Origin of the sequence: Escherichia sp. HH091_1A (genome assembly GCF_030295175.1) — a bacterium.
GTDB lineage: Bacteria > Pseudomonadota > Gammaproteobacteria > Enterobacterales > Enterobacteriaceae > Escherichia > Escherichia coli_F.
In genome coordinates this window covers 5,016,596-5,042,217 of sequence record NZ_AP025747.1, presented here as the reverse complement: position 1 = coordinate 5,042,217, position 25,622 = coordinate 5,016,596, and the positions used below count along the sequence as shown (strand labels likewise).

The following is a 25,622-nucleotide window of genomic DNA, read 5'->3' as shown; positions in this document are numbered from 1 at the left end:
GGTATTTCCATACATTTTTATGAATAATGTTTGTTGTGAATATTACTCTTGCAATATGATGTTGTTCTATCTAAATACAAGATCTTATCTGCAATTCGTAGTGCTTCACCTTTATGGCTTATAATAATTTTTGCACAGGGAATAGTGGCAATATAATCAATAAGTTGTGTTTCAGATTCATGGTCAAGATTACTCGTTGCTTCATCAAGGATAAGCAAAGCTGGTTTTCTGTATATAGCCCTGGCAAGTAAAATACGCTGAATCTGACCAACCGACAAAAAGGCATTAATATCTGTCACCTGGGAGTAATATCCCATCGGTAGGCTATTGATTACCTCATGTATTCCCAGCCCTTTTGTAATATGAATAACATCATCAAGAGAAACTGTATTATCAAAGGAAATATTATAAAGCAGAGAGCCACTAAGAAGAGAATCTCCTTGTAAAACAGTACCAGTAATTTTCCTGAAGGACTGAATATTATGCTCCAAAATATTCACACCATTGCATATAATGTGTCCTCCAGTAGGCGGTAATAAGCCAAGAATTATTTTTACTAAGGTACTTTTACCGCAACCTGATTTACCAGAGATGAGTAATACTTCACCGGGATCAAGTTTAAATGAGAGACTGGATAATATTACAGATTTTGTGGAATAGGAAAAAGAGATGTTATTTAATTCCAGAGAAATTCCATTTGTATATTTGGATGAAAAAAATTGTGCAGGGGATTCAGTTTCTGGGGGGGCTGTTATAACTTCGTTGATACGTTCAATATGCACTCCAGACATATAGCCCTGCATCAGGAAATCAATTATTTTCATCGAGCGGCGGCAAAATTGTTCAGAGTATGAAATAAAAGCAACCAACATGCCAATACTAAAATTCCCTGACATGACCTGAATGCCTCCGAAATACAAAATAAAAATATTTTTCAAAGATGATAGAAATAAATTTGCGCCGGTAAAAATGATCTGAATATAACCTACTTTTGCCTGATTGTTTACAACATCAACAAGGCTCTGAGAAAAATTCCCTCTAACCCCTCGACATTCAGAATATAATTTTAAAAGTTGATGATTCTTAACACTTTCAATAACAGCGCCATTCTGCCTCGCTTTTGATTTAAGCGTACTCACATTACAATACTTATAAATTTTATATGAAAAAAATTTAGTGAGTGCATACAGAAATAGCATGAGCATCACTATTAATGCTAAGGACTTATCATAAATCATCAACATAATAAATGATGCTGACATCATGATAGAGTCCAGTACTGTAGTCAGCAATTGCGTCGTTGTAGTATTTTTTATAAAATCAACCGAGTCAAATCTTGATATAAGGTCCCCAAGCGTTCTTGAGTTAAAAAAAGAAACAGGTAACGCCATTAATTTATTGTAAAAGCTAAGAGGAAGTTGATATCCGAGATGGGCGCTTATCCATATAAAGATAACATCTTTGGCAGAAGTGACAACTATTTGTATTAAACTTAGAAAAAAATACCCTAATGTCGCAACAATCAGGAGATGCATATCACTATTCACAATAACGTCATCTATGATTAGTTGTGTCACCTGCGGCAAACAAATATTAATAAACTCGATGATAAATAATAATATCAATATAAAGAAAACTGGTGACTGGCACTGCCTCAGCAACGAAACGAAAAAACTCAAATTATTAGAGACAGAATATTTTTTCTCCTTGCCAGAAAGCAGATTTGTTGATGGCAGATCCGGGATGACAAGTCTGGGAATGGATTCAACAATAATACCAGAAAAATGTTCAAAAAATTTCACATAACCAAGTGTAAGCATGCCTCGTTCTGGATCATGAACAATAAATTTATCCCTTTTTATTTTTCTCAAAACAACAAAGTGGTCACAATCCCAATGAAGTATGCATGGCAACTTCACTTTCCCTAGCTCATCATTATCAACAGACAAAACTCTAACATTCAATCCAGTAGAAGAAAGAATGTCATAGACATCATTCAGGTTCATCCCCCCTTTATATTGAGGATAATTACTCTTCAGTTGAGACAAACTTAATGAAATACCATGAAAATTAGCAATCATAGCGATACAAGAAAGAGCACAATCTGTTCTTTCCGTCTGGAATATGAGTGGAAGATGTTTTTTTCTCAAAAAAACATTTTGATTCAGTATATTATGCATCTATATCTTTATCTCTAAAGAAAGGGAATATCCATTTAATGATGGATGTTTTTCTTGTCGGTATATCAACCTTAAGACTCATACCTGGGATAATATTAATTCGTTTCTTTTTTTCAGTAATTTTAATCACAATCCTGTAACAAGCATTTTCAAATTTAATACCAAAGTTTGTATAGATATCTTCAGGTTGAAGTGGAACCCTGGATATATCAATGATAATACCATGTTCAAACCCAAATCGTTGATAGGGATAAGAATCATATTTCAACGCAACTCTCGTACCTTGCTTTATTTCACCAATGAACTCTGGTGATATAAAGGCCACAATCTGGTTTACACTTCCTTGCGGAATTACTGTAAGTATAGTATCACCCGCGTTAACAAAACTTCCTGTCTTCTCAACAACTTCTGCAATTTTTCCTGCAGAAGGCGCGCGAAGGATAGATTCTGAATCAGAAGCAACACCATACATTTTTATTAACGAATCGATATTCTCTTTTTCATTTTCATTCTGAATATTTTTTATTCTGTCTATGGTATCCTCTAATTCCTTTTTGAGACTTATAATTTGTCCCTCTTTGGAGGAAATTTCATTATTAAGTGATTGTAACTGCATTTTCTTATCAATTAACTGCATCTCAGCATTGTTTTTCTCAACATCTGAAACATACCGCTTTTTATAGGCATCCTGTATTTTACCAAATGATATTTGCTGAGAATGTATCGCTGCATTAAGCAATCTGATTTGACGCTCCATAATCGCCTTGCTGTTTTTAGTTTGAATAATCTGTTCCTCTGTTAATTTCTTTTTTGCTTCCAATGCAGTTATATTATTCTGTGTTTCCAGGCTACTAATCGATCTTAATTTTGATAACATCTCCCGATAATTTTCTTCATTGTTTTTGAAATAATGGGTTGATGATGATGCGTCGATTGCAAGCAATTTTTCGCCTGAGTTAATATAATCTCCACTTTTTACATAAAGTGCTGACAAAGTACCTGATTGTTTGCTTTTAATACTAATAATCCCTTTATCTGGGTAAACAATCCCATTGACATTTCTTTTTTGTGTATATTCTGCGAAAGACATAAACAGAATAATACAAATAAAAATAATAACAGAGCATACAGTAATAGCACGCTGAGAAAATGTGGTGGCGATAATCACGTCACCAAAATTAGAACGATGATTTTTTTCAATAAAATCTTGCATGGATTTTAAGAGGGGGTATCCCCCCTCTCTCTATCATATTACCCGACAACAAATTTATTTTGTTCAACAGAAAAATGATATGCCCCTTCTCTTGTGCTGTTCTGTATAGACTCAAGGGCATTGTGTGCTACTGATGCATCAGAAGAATGCACATCCTGTACGTCTTTATTCATTCCCTGTTCAATAAATTGTTTTACATCAGGATCTTTAATTTCATCTGGAGAAAATGCCCCTTCACCTGGCGTACCGCCCAGAGACTCAAAATGATTTGATAAAGGATTAAAATAAACCCGCCCATCATTTTGTAAATTATGAATAGCATCTTCACGCATAGTATCTGTAATTTGATCGCTGCCGGTATGCGTCTGTATCTCATGCATATAGGTATTCGCAATATTGACATCCATATTCAATAATTGCGGATCTGATGTGTATTTTGGTGTAGATTTTTCTGGAGGTTCAAACAACCCAAGGGCATCGGCCAGCTGAATCCCCCCTTCTGCCCCATGGGCAAAATCTTCACCGAATTCTCCCAGTCCCCGTAATGCCGGAGCAATATTTATACCACAGCCATATATTCTCTCACAATCTTCTCTATTTAACTCTTTCATTCTGTCACCATTTACTTAAGTTATATCACATCGATTATGAAATTACGCATCCTAAAAAATTATTCAAGGGGTGTTTTCTTTCTGATTATAAATATAGGTTTCTTATTGTAAAAATATAAGAAAAGGATAAAATACTAATAACAAGACAACATTTATGAGCATCTATCTGTTTATCATATAAAGTATAAATAATGCTTTGAAAAAGTATAAACTCATATGAATATAACTATAATATAATAATAAAGTTTAAGTTTAATGATAAATTTCGATATAAGGTAGCCTAAGTATCCCGCATAATCGTGCTATTCTCATTTAGAGATTCTCCGGCATCATCAATCTGTCAATGACAGTGATCGCTACGTGTAGTGGGTCGGTAATGCAGGACACCTCGACATCCTGTCAATGTTAAAACAGTGAAAATGAGGTGATGCATACTCAAAACTCGTCGGACTAAACCCGGAGTTCAGGCTCGAAGCTATCGAGCAGGTGGTTAAATACCAGCGTGATGTCAGAGAAGCCGCGCAGGCACTCGAGCTCAACCCTGACCATTTGCGCAAATGGATACGCCTGTATAAGCAAGAACTTCAGGGTATTGAGCCCACTGGTAATGCCATTACCCCTGAACAACGCGAAATTCAGCAGCTAAAAGCGCAGATAAAGCGCCTTGAGATGGAAAAAGAAATACTAAAGCAGGCTGCCGTGCTGATGAGCGAAATCCCCGGGAAACTGTCGCGCTAATCACACGGCTGAAAGCAAAGTGGTCAGTGCGGGTTCTTTGTCATTTATTCGGTATTTACCGTAGCGTTTATTACGCGCAGGTGACGCGTCCTGTTAATGTGCAAAGAATTGAATTACGAAGTCGGGTGAGGGCTTTCCATGCTCTCAGTCGTGGCGCAGCCGGTAGCCGGGCAATCAGTCAGATGTTGCGCCAGAGTGGCGTTGATGCAGGCCGGTGGCTGGCATGACGACTGATGCGGGAATGCGGGCTGACAAGTCGACAGCCGGTTAAACATCACTACCGGGTAAACCAAGACAAAAGTCCGCCATTGCCAAATTTACTGAATCGGCAATTTAACCCCGCCGCACCAAACCGCGTCTGGTGCGGCGACATCAGTTTTATTCGCCTGCAGGACAAATGATGTTATCTCGCGCTCGTTGTTGATCTATATTCACGTCGGATTATCGGTTCAGCCCTTTCATTAACCGCTGATGCTGAGTTGGCGTGCAGGGCTTTGCGTAATGCTCTGGAAACACGACCGCGTGATGGCCGTCTGCTGTTTCATTCAGATCAAGGTGTTCAATATAAAAGCAATAAATACAGAAGGTTACTCTGGCGTTATGGGGTAATGCAAAGTATGAGTCGCAGAGGGAATTGCCTGGATAATTCGCCGATGGATAGACTCTTTCGCCGCTTTAAAAGTGAATGGCTTCCGAAAGGTGGTTATGGTGATTTTTGCCATGCAGTACGCGATATAAACCGGTGGATAAATGGTTATTACAACGTTTATCGACCTCATACAAACAATGGTGGTTTATCGCCTTGCTTGCATGAAGAAAAGTGGAAACAGGTTATTCCGTTGTCTTGATTTTGTGATCCACTACACTTTCATTACAGTGGTGACGTCAATTTCATCCGGCATGATTCACGGCTTTCGTTTGAGATTAAATAACCTGCCGTTACCACGTACGCAATTGCCAGAATGCTGACATATCGCAGTGTTGAAATAGACATCGATCTTTTCGCCGGTATAACAGCGATAACCCCCGTCCAGTAGCGCCTGATCCATGACCTTCCCTCTCTCATCAGTATGGTTTTCACTATAAGCATAGCCCCGGAATCTTCATACAGCACTGGCAGTTTCCGTTCCCAGAGTCTCTTCCCCTATATAGCCAATCATTCTTACTCCCTTTGAATTACCCGCCTCATCAGAGATAATGCTTAAGAAATTTGTCACACAAGGAAGCTGATGAGACATTCATTGCCCTACCGTATGTTACGCAAACGTCCGATGAAATTGAGTACCACTGTGATCTTAATGGTCAGTGCGGTACTGTTCTCGGTGCTATTGGTGGTGCATCTGATTTACTTCTCGCAAATCAGTGATATGACGCGAGACGGGCTAGCCAACAAGGCGCTGGCAGTGGCGCGTACCCTCGCCGACTCGCCGGAAATCCGTCAGGGCTTGCAGAAAAAACCGCAGGAGAGTGGTATCCAGGCCATCGCGGAAGCCGTACGCAAACGCAACGATCTGCTATTTATTGTCGTTACTGATATGCAAAGTCTTCGCTACTCGCATCCTGAAACCCAGCGTATTGGTCAGCCATTTAAAGGTGATGACATCCTTAAAGCGCTGAATGGCGAGGAAAATATCGCTATTAATCGCGGTTTTCTGGCGCAGGCTTTACGCGTATTTACCCCCATCTACGATGAAAATCATAAACAAATTGGCGTGGTGGCGATCGGCCTTGAGTTAAGCCGCGTGACTCAACAGATCAATGACAGTCGCTGGAGCATCATCTGGTCGGTATTATTTGGCATGCTGGTCGGACTGATCGGCACCTGCATTCTGGTTAAAGTACTGAAAAAAATCCTTTTCGGCCTGGAACCCTACGAAATCTCCACGCTTTTTGAGCAGCGCCAGGCCATGTTGCAGTCGATCAAAGAAGGCGTCGTTGCCGTGGACGATCGCGGCGAGGTCACACTGATCAACGATGCCGCACAAGAATTGCTGAATTACCGTAAGTCGCAGGACGATGAGAAACTGTCGACGCTAAGCCACGCGTGGTCACAGGTGGTAGATGTCTCGGAAGTGTTACGCGACGGTACCCCGCGGCGCGACGAAGAGATTACGATTAAAGACCGGCTATTACTGATCAACACCGTTCCGGTGCGCAGTAATGGCGTTATCATCGGTGCCATTTCAACCTTCAGGGACAAAACTGAAGTACGTAAACTGATGCAGCGACTCGACGGTCTGGTCAACTATGCTGACGCACTTCGTGAACGATCCCACGAATTTATGAATAAATTGCATGTGATTCTCGGATTATTGCATCTGAAGAGTTATAAGCAGTTGGAAGATTACATTCTCAAAACAGCCAATAACTATCAGGAAGAGATTGGCTCTCTGCTGGGTAAGATCAAATCTCCAGTTATCGCTGGTTTTTTAATCAGCAAGATTAACCGCGCGACCGATTTAGGCCATACGCTGATTTTAAACAGCGAAAGCCAGTTGCCAGACAGCGGCAGTGAAGACCAGGTCGCGACGCTGATTACCACGCTGGGAAATCTGATAGAAAACGCGCTGGAGGCATTAGGGCCGGAACCCGGTGGCGAAATTAGCGTAACATTGCACTACCGTCACGGCTGGCTGCACTGTGAAGTTAACGATGATGGACCGGGGATCGCACCCGACAAAATCGATCACATTTTTGACAAAGGTGTCTCGACAAAAGGAAGCGAGCGAGGCGTCGGTTTAGCACTTGTCAAACAACAGGTAGAAAATCTCGGCGGCAGCATCGCCGTGGAATCGGAACCCGGGATTTTCACACAATTTTTTGTCCAGATACCCTGGGATGGGGAGAGGTCGAACAGATGATCAATGTATTAATTATTGATGACGACGCAATGGTCGCGGAGCTGAATCGTCGATACGTGGCACAAATCCCAGGCTTTCAATGCTGTGGAACGGCCTCGACGCTGGAGAAAGCCAAAGAGATTATCTTCAATAGCGATACGCCTATCGACCTGATATTGCTCGATATCTATATGCAAAAAGAGAACGGGCTCGATTTACTGCCTGTTCTGCATAATGCGCGTTGCAAAAGTGATGTGATTGTTATCTCTTCCGCTGCCGATGCCGCAACCATTAAAGATTCGCTGCATTACGGAGTCGTGGATTACCTGATCAAACCCTTCCAGGCTACCCGCTTTGAAGAGGCGCTCACCGGCTGGCGGCAAAAGAAAATGGCGCTGGAAAAACATCAGTATTATGACCAGGCCGAGCTTGATCAGCTAATCCACGGCAGCAGCTCCAACGAGCAGGATCCTCGTCGCTTGCCAAAAGGCTTAACACCACAGACGTTACGCACGCTGTGCCAGTGGATTGACGCGCATCAGGACTATGAGTTTTCAACCGACGAGCTGGCTAATGAGGTTAACATCTCGCGTGTTTCCTGCCGTAAATATCTCATCTGGCTGGTCAACTGCCACATCTTGTTCACCAGTATCCATTATGGCGTCACAGGTCGTCCGGTTTATCGTTATCGTATTCAGGCAGAACATTACTCACTACTTAAACAATATTGCCAATAACGATCACGGTTATCTGTAAGTAATAATTATTACAGTAATGCAAAATACCCCTGGCACAAGTTACATCGTTCATCAGTAAAACTTGTGCCAGATCAAATATAATTCCCCCTCTCTCACCGCTGAAAATTAATATCTCTTCGGATGAACGGTGTTTTTAATTTCAAAACGCTAACAAAAGTTAATTAACTATTATGTCGCCCACATTATGTGTATTTTTACCCACAAATGGGTAGTTAAGAATAATCTATAAACCTGATGATACCTACCCTGAGAACAAAAATTATACCAATAAGTATCAATAAGATAGCAGCAAACAAAACATTAACATCTGCGTAGTACAAACTATAAACCCATCGCCAGAGAGTATTTCTCTCTGAAAAAACCGCTTATCACAGTGCATAAATTTGCCGCTGCTTTAATCAGCCAATATTCACTGTGAGGTATTTACTCAAGCCGGTAACGACCAAACGGATATTTAGTCAAGCTCTGAAAACAGTTCATACAAAACAGAACGTGACTGTGATCTATTCAGCAAAAATTTAAATAGGATTATCGCGAGGGTTTACACATGTTATTTACTATCCAACTTATCATAATACTGATATGTCTGTTTTATGGTGCCAGAAAGGGCGGTATCGCGCTGGGTTTATTAGGCGGTATCGGCCTGGTCATTCTGGTCTTTGTCTTCCACCTTCAGCCAGGTAAACCACCGGTTGATGTCATGCTGGTTATCATTGCGGTGGTGGCGGCATCGGCGACCTTGCAAGCTTCGGGCGGTCTTGATGTCATGCTGCAAATTGCCGAGAAGCTGCTGCGCCGCAATCCGAAATATGTCTCCATTGTCGCACCGTTTGTAACCTGCACGCTGACCATTCTTTGCGGTACGGGCCACGTGGTTTACACCATTCTGCCGATCATCTACGACGTTGCTATTAAGAACAACATCCGTCCGGAACGTCCGATGGCGGCAAGTTCTATCGGTGCACAGATGGGGATTATCGCAAGCCCAGTGTCGGTTGCGGTCGTATCTCTGGTTGCGATGCTGGGTAATGTCACCTTTGATGGTCGCCATCTTGAGTTCCTCGACCTGCTGGCAATCACCATTCCATCGACGTTAATCGGTATCCTGGCGATCGGTATCTTCAGTTGGTTCCGCGGTAAAGATCTGGATAAAGATGAAGAGTTCCAGAAATTCATCTCCGTACCGGAAAACCGTGAGTATGTTTACGGTGATACCGCGACGCTGCTGGATAAAAAACTGCCGAAAAGCAACTGGCTGGCAATGTGGATCTTCCTCGGGGCAATCGCTGTAGTTGCACTTCTTGGTGCTGATTCGGACCTGCGTCCATCCTTCGGTGGCAAACCGCTGTCGATGGTACTGGTTATTCAGATGTTTATGCTGCTAACCGGGGCGCTGATTATTATCCTGACCAAAACCAATCCTGCGTCTATCTCAAAAAACGAAGTCTTCCGTTCCGGTATGATCGCCATCGTGGCGGTGTACGGTATCGCATGGATGGCGGAAACCATGTTCGGTGCGCATATGTCTGAAATTCAGGGCGTACTGGGTGAAATGGTGAAAGAGTATCCGTGGGCCTATGCCATTGTTCTGCTGCTGGTTTCCAAGTTTGTAAACTCTCAGGCCGCGGCGCTAGCGGCGATTGTTCCGGTCGCGCTGGCGATCGGCGTTGACCCGGCATACATCGTGGCTTCAGCACCGGCTTGCTATGGTTATTACATCCTGCCGACTTATCCGAGCGACCTGGCAGCGATTCAGTTTGACCGTTCCGGCACCACCCACATCGGTCGCTTCGTCATCAACCACAGTTTTATTCTGCCGGGGTTGATTGGTGTGAGCGTATCGTGCGTCTTCGGCTGGATCTTCGCTGCGATGTACGGGTTCTTATAAATGCACTTTGCGTGCCGCCCGTGACTGCGCGGCACGCCATTTTCGAATAACAAATACAGAGTTACAGGCTGGAAGCTATGTCAAACAAACCCTTTATCTACCAGGCACCTTTCCCGATGGGGAAAGACAATACCGAATACTATCTCCTCACGTCCGATTACGTTAGCGTTGCCGACTTCGACGGCGAAACAATCCTGAAAGTGGAACCAGAAGCCCTGACTCTGCTGGCGCAGCAAGCCTTCCACGACGCTTCTTTCATGCTCCGCCCGGCACACCAGAAACAGGTTGCTGCAATTCTTCACGATCCAGAAGCCAGCGAAAACGACAAGTACGTGGCGCTGCAATTCTTAAGAAACTCAGAAATCGCCGCCAAAGGCGTGCTGCCAACCTGCCAGGACACCGGCACCGCGATCATCGTCGGTAAAAAAGGTCAGCGCGTGTGGACCGGCGGCGGTGATGAAGAAGCGCTGTCGAAAGGCGTCTATAACACCTATATCGAAGATAACCTGCGCTATTCACAGAATGCGGCGCTGGACATGTACAAAGAGGTCAACACCGGCACTAACCTGCCTGCGCAAATCGACCTGTACGCGGTAGATGGCGATGAGTACAAATTCCTCTGCGTCGCCAAAGGCGGTGGCTCTGCCAATAAAACGTATCTCTACCAGGAAACCAAAGCCCTGCTGACTCCCGGCAAACTGAAAAACTTCCTCGTTGAGAAAATGCGTACCCTCGGTACTGCAGCCTGCCCGCCGTACCATATCGCGTTTGTGATTGGCGGTACGTCTGCGGAAACCAACCTGAAAACCGTCAAGTTAGCAAGCGCTCACTATTACGATGAACTGCCGACCGAAGGGAACGAACATGGTCAGGCGTTCCGAGATGTCCAGCTTGAACAGGAACTGCTGGAAGAGGCCCAGAAACTCGGCCTTGGCGCGCAGTTTGGCGGTAAATACTTCGCGCACGACATCCGCGTGATCCGTCTGCCACGTCACGGCGCATCCTGCCCGGTAGGTATGGGCGTCTCCTGCTCCGCTGACCGTAACATTAAAGCGAAAATCAACCGCGAAGGTATCTGGATCGAAAAACTGGAACACAATCCAGGCCAGTACATTCCACAAGAACTGCGTCAGGCTGGTGAAGGCGAAGCGGTGAAAGTCGACCTTAACCGCCCGATGAAAGAGATCCTCGCCCAGCTTTCGCAATACCCGGTATCCACCCGTTTGTCGCTCACCGGCACTATTATCGTGGGTCGCGATATTGCACATGCCAAGCTGAAAGAGCTGATTGACGCCGGTAAAGAACTGCCGCAGTACATCAAAGATCACCCGATCTACTACGCGGGTCCGGCGAAAACGCCTGCCGGTTATCCATCAGGTTCACTTGGCCCAACCACCGCAGGTCGTATGGACTCCTACGTGGATCTGCTGCAATCCCACGGCGGCAGCATGATCATGCTGGCGAAAGGTAACCGCAGTCAGCAGGTCACCGACGCGTGTCATAAACACGGCGGCTTCTACCTCGGTAGTATCGGCGGTCCGGCGGCGGTACTGGCGCAGCAGAGCATCAAGCATCTGGAATGCGTCGCTTATCCGGAGCTGGGTATGGAAGCTATCTGGAAAATCGAAGTAGAAGATTTCCCGGCGTTTATCCTGGTCGATGACAAAGGCAACGACTTCTTCCAGCAAATCGTCAACAAACAGTGCGCGAACTGCACTAAGTAACCTCTACGGCCCAGCGCCTGGCAGCATGCTGCCAGGTGATCCCCCTGGGCCACCTCTTTTGCGATTGTAATTTCACGCTTGCTGGTGAATAGTCAGTATTTTCCCTGACTTGCGAACTCACCATGACCCGCACACTCAAGCCGTTAATTCTTAACACCGGCGCACTGGCGCTAACGTTAATCCTGATTTATACCGGCATTTCGGCCAATGACAAACTCACCTGGCTGATGGAAGTGACACCGGTGATTATTGTCGTGCCGCTACTGCTTGCCACCGCTAAACGTTATCCGTTAACGCCGCTGCTCTATACGCTCATTTTCTTTCACGCCATCATCCTGATGGTCGGCGGGCAATACACCTACGCGAAAGTCCCCGTTGGTTTTGAGGTGCAGGAATGGCTGGGGTTGAGCCGTAATCCGTATGACAAGCTGGGGCATTTTTTCCAGGGGCTGGTGCCTGCACTGGTGGCGCGAGAAATTCTCGTTCGCGGGATGTACGTGCGCGGACGTAAAATGGTGGCGTTTCTGGTCTGCTGCGTGGCGCTGGCGATAAGCGCGATGTATGAATTAATCGAGTGGTGGGCAGCGCTGGCAATGGGTCAGGGAGCGGATGATTTTCTCGGTACCCAGGGCGACCAATGGGACACACAATCCGATATGTTCTGCGCGCTGCTTGGTGCATTAACTACGGTGATATTCCTTGCTCGCTTTCATTGCCGCCAGCTACGGCGCTATGGCTTAATCACCAGAGCGCCGGAAGCGATTACCTCTTAACGGTGTAACCAGCCTGGCAGCCAGTCGCCGTGGGCGGCAATCAGGTCGTCAATAAGAGCATAGATTTCATCAATGCCCAGCACGGCAGCGGTATGTGGGTCCATCATCGCGGCATGGTAAACACGGTCGCGATTTTCTGTGAGAATGGCTTCCGTCAGCAGCGTCTGTACGTTGATATTGGTTTGCATCAGGGCGGCCAGATGCGAAGGTAGCGTACCGACTTTGGTCGGCTGAATGCCATTAGCATCAACTAAACAGGCCACTTCCACGCAACATCCTTGTGGCAGGTTATCAATCAAACCATCGTTACGGACGTTGCCATAAATCACACTCGGCTCGCCAGTCCAGATAGCGTTCATGATTGTGCTGGCATATTCCCGTGACGGTTTAATATCAATCCGGGAGGCGTTCTTATACTCCTCCAGCTCTTTATGCCAGTTTGCCAATTGTTCGACGCAGCGTTTCGGGTACTCATCCAGCGGCACTTTATAACGCTCAATCAAATCCTCACGACCAGGCTTAATAAACCACGGTGTGTATTCAGCAAAATGTTCTGACGATTCCGTGACGAAGTAGCCCAGCTTTTTGAACATTTCATAACGCACAATATTCTGGCAGCGAGTATTGCCATGAATATTCGGCTTCGGTGCCTGCCCTGCGTCATACGCTGCCAGCAGTTCTGGGTAGAGATTCACGTAACTGCCGTCGGCGGTTTTGCGCTCCAGTTCCAGGTAAAACGCCATATGGTTGATACCCGCGCAACGGTAACGCAACGTAGCTGGGTCGATATTGAGATCACGCGCCAGCTCTTCCGCCGTTCCCTGCACCGAATGGCACAGCCCTACCTGTTTGATATGCGGATAGCGGGCATACATCGCCCAGGTATTCATCGCCATTGGGTTAACATAGTTGAGCATAGTGGCATCGGGGCAGACTTCCGTCATGTCCTCGCAAATTTGCCACAGGTGCGGAATGGTACGTAGCGCGCGCATAATACCGCCCGGCCCCAACGTATCGGCAATGGTTTGTTCCAGACCGTGGCGCTTACAGACCTCAAAATCAGTCACCGTGCAAGGTTCATAACCGCCAATCTGAAATGCCACTACGACAAAATCGGCATCCTGTAAGGCTTCTTTCTGTTGGGTGTGGCAGGTGATTTTGCCACTGGCCCCCGCTGAATCCATCAGCTTGCGCACCACAATGTGCGACTCTTCCAGGCGGATGGGATCAATGTCCATCAGGGCAATATGCGCCGTTTTTAGCGCCTCGCGATGGAACACATCACCAAGAATATTTTTAACGAAAATCGTCGAACCAGCGCCGATAAATGTAATTTTAGGTGCAGACATCATGCAGATCTCCTGGCTTGCTTGAATAACTTCATCATGGCAGGCGAATCTGCAGAAAACCTCCGGCTTCCAGGCTGAGCATTCCCATTAACTCAGATCCTGTGTGAAGCATCAGAAAATCTGAGTTTATGGGAATAAATTAGCTGAAAAGCAGAGTTTTCGGCCTCATGGTACTCGGATGATCCCTTCGCCCCTCAGGCAAGAGGGCGAAAACCGTGCTCCCACTCGCAGTCATATTCCTACACTCCTGCCATAATTCTGATATTCCAGGAAAGAGAGTCATCCATGAATACAGATACTTTTATGTGTAGCAGCGACGAAAAACAGACCCGCAGTCCGCTGTCGCTGTATTCGGAATACCAGCGGATGGAGATTGAGTTTCGCGCACCGCATATCATGCCCACCAGCCACTGGCATGGTCAGGTCGAAGTGAATGTGCCTTTCGATGGCGATGTGGAATACCTGATCAACAATGAAAAAGTGAGTATCAATCAGGGACATATCACGCTGTTCTGGGCCTGTACACCGCACCAACTAACAGATACCGGAACCTGTCAGAGCATGGCGATTTTTAATCTGCCGATGCATCTGTTTCTCTCCTGGCCGCTGGATAAAGACCTGATTAACCACGTCACTCACGGCATGGTGATCAAATCACTGGCGACACAGCAACTTAGCCCGTTTGAAGTGCGCCGCTGGCAGCAGGAATTGAACAGTCCGAATGAGCAAATCCGCCAACTCGCCATTGATGAAATTGGCATGATGCTCAAGCGATTTAGCCTCTCTGGTTGGGAACCGATTCTGGTCAATAAAACCTCGCGCACACACAAAAACAGCGTCTCGCGCCATGCGCAATTTTATGTCAGCCAGATGCTGGGCTTTATTGCCGAAAACTATGATCAGGCGCTGACCATCAACGATGTGGCTGAGCACGTCAAACTTAACGCCAACTATGCAATGGGGATATTCCAGCGGGTCATGCAATTGACGATGAAACAGTACATTACTGCGATGCGCATCAACCACGTTCGTGCGTTACTGAGCGATACCGATAAAAGTATTCTCGATATTGCCCTGACGGCAGGCTTTCGTTCGAGTAGCCGTTTTTACAGCACGTTCGGCAAATATGTCGGCATGTCACCGCAACAATACCGCAAACTTAGCCAACAGCGCCGCCAGACGTTTCCCGGCTAAAGACGATATCAGTATCAGCCAAAAAAATAGTTTAGCCGTCGATAATAAGCAGTGAAAATAAATCAAAATAATCACATAACATATTGTTTATAAAAATGAATATTTAAAAAATGTTTGTTTTTCATGCGCTTTACAGCCCGAAAAGGCCGGAAGATACTTGCCCGCAACTAAGATTCCTTCATAACCGGGTAAGCAATGATGAAAGTATTAATTGTTGAAAGCGAGTTTCTCCATCAGGACACCTGGGTCGGTAACGCCGTTGAGCGTCTGGCAGAGGCTTTAAGCCAGCAAAATGTTACCGTGATTAAATCCACCTCCTTTGATGATGGCTTTGCCATTCTCTCTTCAAACGAAGCCATTGACTGCCTGATGTTCAGCTATCAAATGGAACATCCGGACGAACATCAAAACGTCAGACAATTGATCGGTAAGCTTCATGAGCGCCAACAAAACGTGCCGGTCTTCCTGTTGGGCGATCGGGAAAAAGCCCTCGCCGCAATGGACCGAGATCTGCTGGAGCTTGTCGATGAATTCGCCTGGATTCTGGAAGATACCGCCGACTTTATCGCCGGACGCGCCGTTGCCGCAATGACCCGCTACCGCCAGCAGCTGTTGCCGCCACTGTTCAGCGCGCTGATGAAATATAGCGACATCCATGAATATTCCTGGGCAGCGCCAGGCCACCAGGGCGGCGTTGGCTTTACCAAAACACCCGCCGGACGTTTCTACCATGACTACTATGGTGAAAATCTGTTCCGCACCGACATGGGCATCGAACGGACTTCCCTCGGTTCTTTGCTTGACCATACTGGCGCATTTGGCGAAAGCGAAAAATATGCCGCACGCGTATTTGGTGCCGATCGCTCCTGGTCGGTAGTCGTCGGTACTTCCGGCTCTAACCGTACCATCATGCAGGCTTGCATGACCGATAACGATGTAGTGGTCGTTGACCGTAACTGCCATAAATCCATCGAACAAGGCTTGATGCTGACAGGCGCGAAACCGGTCTACATGGTGCCAAGCCGCAACCGCTACGGCATTATCGGGCCAATTTATCCGCAGGAAATGCAACCTGAAACCTTGCAGAAGAAAATCAGTGAAAGCCCGCTGACCAAAGACAAAGTCGGGCAAAAACCGTCTTACTGCGTGGTGACCAACTGCACCTATGACGGCGTGTGTTATAACGCTAAAGAAGCGCAGGATCTGCTGGAAAAAACTTCCGATCGTCTGCACTTTGACGAAGCCTGGTACGGCTATGCACGTTTCAACCCGATCTATGCCGATCACTATGCCATGCGCGGTGAACCTGGCGATCACAACGGTCCTACCGTTTTCGCCACCCACTCAACCCACAAACTGCTGAATGCGCTGTCACAGGCCTCTTACATTCATGTGCGTGAAGGTCGTGGGGCGATTAACTTCTCCCGCTTCAACCAGGCATACATGATGCATGCCACCACATCCCCGCTGTATGCCATCTGTGCATCTAACGACGTGGCGGTGTCGATGATGGACGGCAACAGCGGCCTGTCACTGACCCAGGAAGTGATCGACGAAGCGGTTGATTTCCGTCAAGCGATGGCACGGCTGTATAAAGAGTTCACCCATGACGGTAGCTGGTTCTTCAAACCGTGGAACAAAGAAGTGGTCACCGATCCACAAACCGGCAAAACCTACGACTTTGCTGACGCGCCAACCAAACTGCTGACCACCGTTCAGGACTGCTGGGTAATGCATCCGGGCGAAAGCTGGCACGGCTTCAAAGATATTCCGGATAACTGGAGTATGCTCGACCCAATTAAAGTCAGCATTCTCGCACCGGGAATGGGTGAAGATGGTGAACTGGAAGAAACCGGTGTTCCGGCGGCGCTGGTCACTGCCTGGCTTGGTCGCCACGGCATTGTGCCTACCCGCACCACTGACTTCCAAATTATGTTCCTGTTCTCTATGGGCGTAACCCGTGGGAAATGGGGAACTCTGGTTAACACCCTTTGCTCCTTCAAACGCCACTACGACGCCAACACACCGCTGGCGCAGGTCATGCCGGAACTTGTTGAACAATATCCTGACACTTACGCGAATATGGGGATTCACGATCTGGGTGACACCATGTTTGCCTGGCTAAAAGAAAATAACCCTGGCGCACGGTTGAACGAAGCCTATTCCGGCCTGCCGGTGGCGGAAATCACCCCGCGTGAAGCGTACAACGCAATTGTCGATAACAATGTCGAACTGGTATCCATTGAAAATCTGCCTGGACGCATCGCGGCAAACTCAGTTATCCCGTATCCGCCAGGAATCCCGATGCTACTGTCTGGTGAAAACTTCGGCGATAAAAACAGTCCACAGGTAAGTTATTTACGCTCCCTGCAATCCTGGGACCATCATTTCCCTGGATTTGAACACGAAACTGAAGGGACTGAAATTATTGACGGTATTTACCACGTCATGTGTGTGAAAGCGTAACCACTATTCCGCTGAAGGCGTAATTGTTAAATAACATTACGCCGCCTGGCTTGAGGCCTTTTTAGTATGGCAACGTTTTCATAAAAATTGCTGCAAACAAAAATGTCATACTTTTTGCGCGGTCCCACCCCGCGCTTTTTTTCGCCTGTTATTTATCCTGTAAAAAAATATGTACATGAGAAATTACTATAAAAATTTGTAATATTAGTAAAACTCGTTATTTTTATGCATGTTTATATTCATCATACAATTATATAACCATTTCCCGGTATCGCTTTGCTTTAGCGAGAACTGGTCTTTTATTCGCACTCAGGAGTACATGTATGAGGATTTGCAGCGACCAACCTTGTATTGTTTTATTGACTGAAAAAGATGTCTGGATAAGGGTGAATGGGAAAGAACCTATTAGCCTTAAAGCTAACCATATGGCGTTATTAAATTGTGAAAATAATATTATCGACGTCTCCTCTCTTAATAACACTTTGGTTGCTCATATTAGTCACGACATCATCAAAGATTACCTCCGGTTTCTGAATAAAGATCTCTCGCAAATACCAGTATGGCAACGTAGTGCTACGCCCATCCTCACCCTGCCATGCCTGACGCCAGACGTCTTTCGCGTTGCCGCGAAACATAGCATGATGCCCGCTGAAACTGAGTCAGAAAAGGAACGAACACGTGCATTATTATTCACTGTGCTATCCCGTTTTCTCGACAGTAAAAAATTCCTTTCATTAATGATGTATATGTTACGTAATTGTGTAAGTGACAGCGTTTATCAAATTATTGAAAGCGATATCCACAAAGACTGGAATCTTAGTATGGTAGCCAGTTGTTTATGTCTTAGCCCAAGTCTGTTAAAGAAAAAGCTGAAAAGCGAAAACACCAGTTATAGCCAAATAATCACCACCTGCCGCATGCGTTATGCCGTCAATGAATTAATGATGGACGGTAAAAATATCTCTCAGGTCTCACAGTCGTGTGGCTACAACAGTACATCGTACTTTATTTCTGTCTTTAAAGACTTCTACGGTATGACGCCTCTGCATTATGTTAGTCAGCACAGAGAACGCACTGTCGCCTGATTTTTAACCTTAACGAAGAGCTATATTAATAACGGCATCAGCGATAACCCGGTCGATAATAATTCAACTATCGAATGCAGGCGTATGATATGACGTAATTTATTGTCACGAAGCTCGCCTTCGCAGGAGTTTAATTATGTCTTCGGATGCTGATGCTCACAAAGTGGGCTTAATCCCCGTCACCCTGATGGTGTCGGGGAATATTATGGGGTCAGGTGTTTTTCTGTTACCTGCAAACCTGGCCTCCACTGGCGGGATTGCCATTTATGGATGGTTGGTGACGATTATCGGTGCGCTGGGGCTCTCGATGGTATACGCCAAAATGTCGTTCCTCGACCCAAGCCCTGGTGGTTCTTACGCTTACGCCCGCCGCTGCTTTGGCCCGTTTCTCGGTTATCAAACTAACGTCCTCTACTGGCTGGCCTGCTGGATCGGCAATATCGCCATGGTGGTCATTGGCGTTGGATATTTAAGTTACTTCTTCCCGATTCTGAAAGATCCACTGGTATTAACCATCACCTGCGTCGTGGTGCTGTGGATCTTCGTCCTGCTGAACATTGTCGGTCCGAAAATGATCACCCGCGTGCAGGCCGTTGCCACCGTGCTGGCGCTGATCCCCATCGTCGGGATTGCCGTATTTGGCTGGTTCTGGTTCCGTGGTGAAACCTATATGGCGGCATGGAACGTCAGCGGCCTGGGCACCTTCGGCGCGATTCAAAGTACCCTTAACGTTACGCTGTGGTCGTTCATCGGTGTGGAAAGTGCCTCCGTTGCCGCAGGTGTGGTGAAAAACCCGAAACGCAACGTCCCTATCGCCACCATTGGTGGGGTATTGATTGCCGCCGTTTGCTATGTACTTTCTACCACCGCGATTATGGGGATGATCCCTAATGCCGCACTGCGCGTTTCTGCTTCGCCATTCGGTGATGCCGCACGGATGGCGCTGGGTGACACCGCCGGGGCCATTGTTTCTTTCTGCGCAGCTGCGGGTTGCTTAGGTTCACTGGGCGGCTGGACATTGCTGGCGGGTCAAACGGCGAAAGCCGCTGCCGATGACGGGCTGTTCCCACCGATTTTTGCTCGTGTAAACAAAGCGGGTACGCCAGTGGCGGGGCTGATTATCGTCGGAATTTTGATGACCATCTTCCAGCTCAGCAGCATTTCGCCAAACGCGACCAAAGAATTCGGTCTGGTTTCTTCCGTGTCGGTCATCTTTACACTGGTGCCATATCTTTACACCTGTGCGGCGTTACTGCTGCTCGGCCACGGCCACTTTGGTAAAGCACGCCCGGCATATCTGGCTGTTACTACCATTGCCTTCCTCTACTGCATCTGGGCCGTAGTAGGGTCCGGCGCGAAAGAGGTTATGTGGTCATTTGTCACCCTGATGGTCATCACCGCCATGTATGCGCTGAATTACAACCGGCTGCATAAAAACCCGTATCCCTTAGATGCACCAATAAGCAAAGATTAATTCCCCTTAATCCAGCAAACATAAAAGCCAACCTTAAGAACTTAAGGTTGGCTTAATTTTGCTTTGCGAGCATATGCGCACTTTGTTCGATGGAAACACCGTGATGTTGAAGCGCCTACTAAAAAGACCCTCTTTGAATTTACTCGCCTGGCTATTGTTGGCCGCTTTTTATATCTCTATCTGCCTGAATATTGCCTTTTTTAAACAGGTGTTGCAGGCGCTGCCGCTGGACTCGCTGCATAACGTACTGGTTTTCTTGTCGATGCCGGTCGTCGCCTTCAGCGTGATTAATATTGTCCTGACACTAAGCTCTTTCTTATGGCTTAATCGACCGCTGGCCTGCCTGTTTATTCTGGTTGGCGCGGCTGCACAATATTTCATAATGACTTACGGCATCGTCATCGACCGCTCGATGATTGCCAATATTATTGATACCACCCCAGCAGAAAGTTATGCGCTGATGACACCGCAAATGTTATTAACGCTGGGATTCAGCGGCGTGCTTGCTGCGCTGATTGCCTGCTGGATTAAAATCAAACCTGCCACCTCGCGTCTGCGCAGTGTTCTTTTCCGTGGTGCCAATATTCTGGTTTCTGTACTGCTGATTCTGCTGGTCGCCGCACTGTTTTATAAAGACTACGCCTCGCTGTTTCGCAACAACAAAGAGCTGGTGAAGTCCTTAAGCCCCTCTAACAGCATTGTTGCCAGCTGGTCATGGTACTCCCATCAGCGACTGGCAAATCTGCCGCTGGTGCGAATTGGTGAAGACGCGCACCGCAACCCGTTAATGCAGAACGAGAAACGTAAAAATTTGACCATTTTGATTGTCGGCGAAACCTCGCGGGCGGAGAACTTCTCCCTCAACGGCTACCCGCGTGAAACGAACCCGCGGCTGGCGAAAGATAACGTGGTCTATTTCCCCAATACTGCGTCTTGCGGCACGGCAACGGCAGTTTCAGTACCATGCATGTTCTCGGATATGCCGCGTGAGCATTACAAAGAAGAGTTGGCACAGCACCAGGAAGGCGTGCTGGATATCATTCAGCGGGCGGGCATAAACGTGCTGTGGAATGACAACGATGGTGGCTGCAAAGGCGTCTGCGATCGCGTGCCTCACCAGAACGTCACTGCGCTGAACCTGCCTGGTCAGTGTATCAACGGCGAATGTTATGACGAAGTGCTTTTCCACGGGCTGGAAGAGTACATCAATAACCTGCAAGGTGATGGCGTAATTGTCTTACACACCATCGGCAGTCACGGCCCGACCTATTACAATCGCTATCCGCCACAGTTCAGGAAATTTACCCCTACCTGCGACACCAACGAGATCCAGACCTGTACCCAAGAGCAACTGGTAAACACTTACGACAATACGCTGGTCTACGTCGACTATATTGTTGATAAAGCAATTAATCTACTGAAAGAACATCAGGATAAATTTACCACCAGCCTGGTTTATCTTTCTGACCACGGTGAATCGTTAGGTGAAAATGGCATCTATCTGCACGGTCTGCCTTATGCCATCGCCCCGGATAGCCAAAAACAGGTGCCGATGCTGCTGTGGCTGTCTGAGGATTATCAAAAACGGTATCAGGTTGACCAAAGTTGCCTACAGAAACAGGCGCAAACGCAACACTATTCACAAGACAATTTATTCTCCACGCTATTGGGATTAACTGGCGTTGAGACGAAGTATTACCAGGCTGCGGATGATATTCTGCAAACTTGCAGGAGAGTGAGTGAATGAAAATTCTGATTGTTGAAGACGATACGCTGTTATTGCAGGGATTGATTCTGGCGGCGCAAACCGAAGGCTACGCGTGCGATGGCGTGACAACCGCGCGGATGGCGGAACAAAGCCTTGAGACCGGTCATTACAGCCTGGTGGTACTGGATTTAGGCTTACCCGATGAAGATGGGCTGCATTTTCTCGCCCGTATCCGGCAGAAAAAATATACCCTGCCGGTACTGATCCTCACCGCTCGCGATACGCTGACCGACAAAATCGCCGGGCTGGATGTCGGTGCCGATGACTATCTGGTGAAGCCTTTTGCGCTGGAAGAGTTACATGCCCGTATCCGCGCCCTGCTACGACGCCATAATAATCAGGGCGAAAGTGAGCTGATTGTTGGCAATCTGACGCTGAATATGGGTCGCCGTCAGGTATGGATGGACGGTGAAGAGTTGATTCTGACGCCCAAAGAATATGCTCTGCTATCACGGTTAATGCTTAAAGCAGGCAGTCCGGTGCATCGGGAAATTCTCTACAACGACATCTATAACTGGGACAACGAACCCTCGACCAACACCCTGGAAGTGCATATCCACAATTTGCGCGACAAAGTGGGCAAAGCCCGTATCCGCACCGTGCGCGGCTTTGGCTATATGCTGGTCGCGAATGAGGAAAACTAATTGAATCTGATGCGTTTTCTGCGCCGACCAATATCGCTGCGCCAACGGCTGATATTGACCATCGGGGCCATTTTGTTGGTGTTTGAGCTGATCAGCGTCTTCTGGCTATGGCATGAAAGTACCGAGCAGATTCAGCTGTTTGAGCAGGCGCTACGCGACAATCGTAACAACGATCGCCACATCATGCGTGAGATCCGCGAGGCGGTCGCCAGCCTGATTGTCCCTGGCGTCTTTATGGTCAGCCTGACGCTATTTATCTGCTATCAGGCGGTACGCCGCATCACCCGCCCGCTGGCGGAGCTGCAAAAAGAGCTGGAAGCACGCACCGCCGACAACTTAACACCCATTGCCATTCACAGCGCCACCCTCGAAATCGAAGCGGTGGTTTCAGCGTTAAACGATCTGGTCAGTCGCCTGACCAACACGCTGGATAACGAAAGGTTGTTTACCGCTGACGTCGCGCACGAACTGCGAACGCCACTGGCAGGGGTGCGTTTGCATCTGGAACTGCTGGCGAAAACGCATCACATTGATGTAGCACCGTTAGTGGCAAGGCTTGATCAGATGATGGATAGCGTCTCCCAGTTGTTACAACTGGCACGTGCCGGACAGTCATTTTCTTCCGGTAATTATCAACATGTAAAACTGCTGGAAGATGTCATTCTCCCCTCGTATGACGAACTCAGTACCATGCTCGACCAGCGCCAGCAAACCCTGCTATTGCCAGAGAGCGCCGCCGACATCACCGTTCAGGGTGATGCAACCCTGCTGCGGATGTTATTGCGAAACCTGGTAGAAAATGCCCATCGTTACAGCCCGCAAGGCAGCAACATTATGATTAAGCTGCAAGAAGATGGCGGAGCGGTCATGGCCGTTGAAGATGAAGGACCGGGTATTGATGAGAGTAAATGCGGGGAGTTGAGTAAAGCGTTTGTACGTATGGACAGCCGTTATGGCGGGATTGGTCTGGGGTTAAGTATTGTCAGCCGCATTACACAGTTGCATCACGGGCAGTTTTTCCTGCAAAACCGGCAAGAGACTTCCGGCACGCGGGCCTGGGTACGGCTGAAGAAAGATCAGTACGTGGCAAACCAGATATAAAGAAAGCTGCTGACCACCAGCACGCTGAACACGGTAGTTAAACTTTCATAAACACGGTTTTTCATTGCACTCTCCTCCGTTAACCTGGAGGAGAGTATGCGCGTCAGAGATTAAGTGAACCTTAAGAGTTCAATTGGCCTGATAAGACAGCGTCACATCAGGCCATCCGTTTCAGCTTATTCATCAATTCGCGGATGCTGCTGCACCAGGCGGGTACGTTTCGCCTGCAAATCGGCAATCTCGTGGTCAATATCATCGATTTTCTGCTCGATATTATCGTAATGCTCGACGAGAATTTCCTTCGCTTCCTGTATATCTGACGCCGCCGGTGTCGCACCTTTCAACGGACGATTCGCCGTCTCTTTCATGGTTACGCCGGTGATTAAACCAACCACCGCCACTACCATCAGGTAATAGGCAGGCATCATCAGATTCTGCGAGCTTTCGACCAGCCAGGCCGCCAACGTTGGCGTCAGACCGGCAACCAGCACCGAAATATTAAATGCCGCCGCCAGCGCGCTGTATCGGATATGCGTCGGGAACATCGCTGGCAAGGTAGAAGCCATAACGCCCGTAAAGCAGTTAAGGATCACCGCCAGCATCAGTAACCCGGCAAAAATCAGGCCGATGACGTTACTGTTAATCAGAATAAACGCCGGGATCGCCAACACAAACAGTGCAACACTACCAAGTAGCACAAACGGACGACGGCCAAAACGGTCACTCAGCAAGCCCATCACCGGCTGGACAAACAGCATACCGATCATAATGGCGATAATAATCAGCACCCCGTGGTCTTCGGAGTAATGCAGGTTATGCGACAAATAACTCGGCATATAGGTCAGCAACATGTAGTAAGTCACGTTGGTGGCAATTACCAGACCAATACATGTCAACAGGCTGCGCCAGTATTTAGTGGCAATCTCTTTAAACGAGACTTTCGGGCCATCCTGCAAACCTTCGCGGTCGCCCTGTTCCAGTTTATCAACATGCTGCTGGAACGCCGGAGTTTCTTCCAGCGCATGGCGCAGGTAAAGCCCGATAATCCCTAACGGCAGAGCAATAAAGAACGGAATACGCCAGCCCCAGTCGAGGAAGTTCGCTTCGCCGACAATGGTCGAAATTAACACCACCACGCCCGCACCCAGCACAAACCCGGCAATAGAACCGAAGTCCAGCCAGCTGCCCATAAAGCCACGTTTACGGTCAGGGGAGTATTCCGCAACAAATATCGACGCCCCGGTATATTCACCGCCGACCGAGAAACCTTGTGCCATCTTACAGATCAACAGCAGAATCGGTGCCCAAATACCAATCGTGTCGTAGGACGGTATTAAGCCAATACAGAACGTACTGATCGACATAATCACAATAGTGATAGCGAGGATCTTCTGGCGACCATATTTATCGCCCAACATACCAAAGAAGAGTCCGCCAAGCGGTCGAATCAGAAAGGGAACGGAGAAAGTGGCAAGTGCAGCAACCATCTGCACGCTGGGGTCAGCCCCCGGGAAAAAAACTTTACCTAATGCGTAAGCAACAAAACCATAAACACCAAAATCGAACCATTCCATTGCATTACCCAGTGATGCTGCGGTAATGGCTTTACGCAGTTTACCGTCATCAATAATAGTGACATCACGAAGGGTAATCGGTTTTACTTTTTTCCTTTTCAGCATAGCTTTCCTCGCAGAGTTGGCCCATTTCCGCAAACGCCAGAAAAATCAGCGCGACGGCCGCAAAAGGGGAGCGGGAATTGCAGGATGCAATCTCTGTAACAAGCGTAGCGGGTTTGCTTACACCCTCCGGTTAAGGA

Annotated in this window: 18 protein-coding genes and 2 pseudogenes; 13 read left to right on the top strand and 7 right to left on the bottom strand. The window is 47.3% G+C overall.

Annotated elements, in window-relative coordinates; translation table 11 throughout:
- Nucleotides 1-17 precede the first annotated feature (17 nt).
- From QUF14_RS24910 to QUF14_RS24900, 3 genes are read right to left on the bottom strand one after another with little or no spacing between them, the layout of a single operon-like run.
- Nucleotides 18-2,180 carry a peptidase domain-containing ABC transporter gene (locus QUF14_RS24910; RefSeq protein ID WP_100733829.1) on the bottom strand — a complete coding sequence of 721 codons (2,163 nt, stop codon included), beginning with the start codon at nt 2,178-2,180 and terminating at the stop codon, nt 18-20.
- Nucleotides 2,173-3,393 carry an HlyD family secretion protein gene (locus tag QUF14_RS24905; protein WP_001150580.1) on the bottom strand — a complete coding sequence of 407 codons (1,221 nt, stop codon included), beginning with the start codon at nt 3,391-3,393 and terminating at the stop codon, nt 2,173-2,175. The genes QUF14_RS24910 and QUF14_RS24905 overlap by 8 nt, the downstream gene beginning before the upstream one ends.
- A gap of 38 nt (nt 3,394-3,431) precedes the next feature.
- Complete coding sequence (locus QUF14_RS24900; RefSeq protein WP_000661409.1) at nt 3,432-4,004, bottom strand: hypothetical protein; 573 nt, start codon at nt 4,002-4,004, stop codon at nt 3,432-3,434.
- 477 nt (nt 4,005-4,481) lie between these two features.
- Between QUF14_RS24900 and QUF14_RS24895 the strand changes: the two are divergent.
- Nucleotides 4,482-5,590: pseudogene (locus tag QUF14_RS24895) on the top strand (IS3 family transposase).
- 60 nt (nt 5,591-5,650) lie between these two features.
- Here the strand turns inward: QUF14_RS24895 and yjdI are convergent.
- Nucleotides 5,651-5,791: pseudogene (yjdI, locus tag QUF14_RS24890) on the bottom strand (4Fe-4S mono-cluster protein YjdI); the annotation flags it as partial.
- 180 nt (nt 5,792-5,971) lie between these two features.
- On the opposite strand from yjdI, the gene QUF14_RS24885 reads away from it, so the two are divergent.
- From QUF14_RS24885 to QUF14_RS24865, 5 genes are all read left to right on the top strand, one after another.
- Nucleotides 5,972-7,603 (top strand): sensor histidine kinase, encoded by a 1,632-nt coding sequence (locus QUF14_RS24885; RefSeq protein ID WP_001216492.1) that lies wholly within the window; start codon nt 5,972-5,974, stop codon nt 7,601-7,603.
- Nucleotides 7,600-8,319: a two-component system response regulator DcuR gene (gene dcuR / locus QUF14_RS24880; RefSeq protein WP_000611290.1), complete on the top strand. Its 720-nt coding sequence runs from the start codon at nt 7,600-7,602 to the stop codon at nt 8,317-8,319. Before QUF14_RS24885 ends, dcuR begins: the two co-directional genes overlap by 4 nt.
- A gap of 568 nt (nt 8,320-8,887) precedes the next feature.
- Entirely contained in the window at nt 8,888-10,228 is a 1,341-nt protein-coding gene (gene dcuB, locus QUF14_RS24875) for an anaerobic C4-dicarboxylate transporter DcuB (protein ID WP_000899522.1), read from the top strand.
- Nucleotides 10,229-10,305: 77 nt separating this feature from the next.
- A complete protein-coding gene (gene fumB, locus QUF14_RS24870; RefSeq protein WP_000066681.1) occupies nt 10,306-11,952 on the top strand; it encodes a class I fumarate hydratase in 1,647 nt (548 codons plus the stop codon).
- 122 nt (nt 11,953-12,074) lie between these two features.
- Entirely contained in the window at nt 12,075-12,725 is a 651-nt protein-coding gene (locus tag QUF14_RS24865; protein WP_000198764.1) for a DUF2238 domain-containing protein, read from the top strand.
- Here QUF14_RS24865 and melA read toward each other — a convergent pair.
- Nucleotides 12,722-14,077: an alpha-galactosidase gene (gene melA, locus QUF14_RS24860; protein WP_000986594.1), complete on the bottom strand. Its 1,356-nt coding sequence runs from the start codon at nt 14,075-14,077 to the stop codon at nt 12,722-12,724. The two genes, QUF14_RS24865 and melA, sit on opposite strands and share 4 nt — an antisense overlap.
- 258 nt (nt 14,078-14,335) lie before the next feature.
- On the opposite strand from melA, the gene melR reads away from it, so the two are divergent.
- The 7 genes from melR to pmrB all read left to right on the top strand — a co-directional run bounded on the left by melR (nt 14,336) and on the right by pmrB (nt 23,806).
- Entirely contained in the window at nt 14,336-15,268 is a 933-nt protein-coding gene (gene melR, locus QUF14_RS24855) for a transcriptional regulator MelR (RefSeq protein WP_272942094.1), read from the top strand.
- Between the two features lie 198 nt (nt 15,269-15,466).
- Complete coding sequence (adiA, locus tag QUF14_RS24850) at nt 15,467-17,734, top strand: arginine decarboxylase (RefSeq protein ID WP_077630167.1); 2,268 nt, start codon at nt 15,467-15,469, stop codon at nt 17,732-17,734.
- A gap of 323 nt (nt 17,735-18,057) precedes the next feature.
- The gene (gene adiY / locus QUF14_RS24845) at nt 18,058-18,819 is read left to right on the top strand and encodes a DNA-binding transcriptional activator AdiY (RefSeq protein ID WP_097178436.1); all 762 of its coding nucleotides are present in this window, start codon (nt 18,058-18,060) and stop codon (nt 18,817-18,819) included.
- A gap of 136 nt (nt 18,820-18,955) precedes the next feature.
- Nucleotides 18,956-20,293: an arginine/agmatine antiporter gene (gene adiC, locus QUF14_RS24840; RefSeq protein WP_000093154.1), complete on the top strand. Its 1,338-nt coding sequence runs from the start codon at nt 18,956-18,958 to the stop codon at nt 20,291-20,293.
- Nucleotides 20,294-20,396: 103 nt separating this feature from the next.
- On the top strand, nt 20,397-22,040 hold the full coding sequence (gene eptA, locus QUF14_RS24835) for a phosphoethanolamine transferase EptA (protein ID WP_024212223.1): 1,644 nt from the start codon (nt 20,397-20,399) through the stop codon (nt 22,038-22,040).
- Nucleotides 22,037-22,705, top strand: a complete 669-nt coding sequence (gene basR / locus QUF14_RS24830) for a two-component system response regulator BasR (RefSeq protein ID WP_032185719.1) — start codon at nt 22,037-22,039, stop codon at nt 22,703-22,705. Before eptA ends, basR begins: the two co-directional genes overlap by 4 nt.
- Complete coding sequence (gene pmrB, locus QUF14_RS24825) at nt 22,706-23,806, top strand: two-component system sensor histidine kinase PmrB (protein WP_001052124.1); 1,101 nt, start codon at nt 22,706-22,708, stop codon at nt 23,804-23,806.
- Here the strand turns inward: pmrB and pmrR are convergent.
- Nucleotides 23,782-23,871 carry an LpxT activity modulator PmrR gene (pmrR, locus tag QUF14_RS24820; RefSeq protein ID WP_000797657.1) on the bottom strand — a complete coding sequence of 30 codons (90 nt, stop codon included), beginning with the start codon at nt 23,869-23,871 and terminating at the stop codon, nt 23,782-23,784. The genes pmrB and pmrR overlap by 25 nt on opposite strands.
- Nucleotides 23,872-23,982: 111 nt before the next feature.
- A complete protein-coding gene (proP, locus tag QUF14_RS24815) occupies nt 23,983-25,485 on the bottom strand; it encodes a glycine betaine/L-proline transporter ProP (RefSeq protein ID WP_001298520.1) in 1,503 nt (500 codons plus the stop codon).
- Between the last annotated feature and the right edge of the window lie 137 nt (nt 25,486-25,622).

Coding starts and splice junctions, on each gene's coding strand:
- eptA (WP_024212223.1), top strand. CDS start 20,397: ATGTTGAAGCGCCTACTAAAAAGACCCTCTTTGAATTTACTCGCCTGG.
- dcuR (WP_000611290.1), top strand. CDS start 7,600: ATGATCAATGTATTAATTATTGATGACGACGCAATGGTCGCGGAGCTG.
- fumB (WP_000066681.1), top strand. CDS start 10,306: ATGTCAAACAAACCCTTTATCTACCAGGCACCTTTCCCGATGGGGAAA.
- adiY (WP_097178436.1), top strand. CDS start 18,058: ATGAGGATTTGCAGCGACCAACCTTGTATTGTTTTATTGACTGAAAAA.
- QUF14_RS24900 (WP_000661409.1), bottom strand. CDS start 4,004: ATGAAAGAGTTAAATAGAGAAGATTGTGAGAGAATATATGGCTGTGGT.
- QUF14_RS24885 (WP_001216492.1), top strand. CDS start 5,972: ATGAGACATTCATTGCCCTACCGTATGTTACGCAAACGTCCGATGAAA.
- QUF14_RS24865 (WP_000198764.1), top strand. CDS start 12,075: ATGACCCGCACACTCAAGCCGTTAATTCTTAACACCGGCGCACTGGCG.
- QUF14_RS24905 (WP_001150580.1), bottom strand. CDS start 3,393: ATGCAAGATTTTATTGAAAAAAATCATCGTTCTAATTTTGGTGACGTG.
- basR (WP_032185719.1), top strand. CDS start 22,037: ATGAAAATTCTGATTGTTGAAGACGATACGCTGTTATTGCAGGGATTG.
- pmrR (WP_000797657.1), bottom strand. CDS start 23,871: ATGAAAAACCGTGTTTATGAAAGTTTAACTACCGTGTTCAGCGTGCTG.
- melA (WP_000986594.1), bottom strand. CDS start 14,077: ATGATGTCTGCACCTAAAATTACATTTATCGGCGCTGGTTCGACGATT.
- adiC (WP_000093154.1), top strand. CDS start 18,956: ATGTCTTCGGATGCTGATGCTCACAAAGTGGGCTTAATCCCCGTCACC.
- QUF14_RS24910 (WP_100733829.1), bottom strand. CDS start 2,180: ATGCATAATATACTGAATCAAAATGTTTTTTTGAGAAAAAAACATCTT.
- proP (WP_001298520.1), bottom strand. CDS start 25,485: ATGCTGAAAAGGAAAAAAGTAAAACCGATTACCCTTCGTGATGTCACT.
- dcuB (WP_000899522.1), top strand. CDS start 8,888: ATGTTATTTACTATCCAACTTATCATAATACTGATATGTCTGTTTTAT.
- adiA (WP_077630167.1), top strand. CDS start 15,467: ATGAAAGTATTAATTGTTGAAAGCGAGTTTCTCCATCAGGACACCTGG.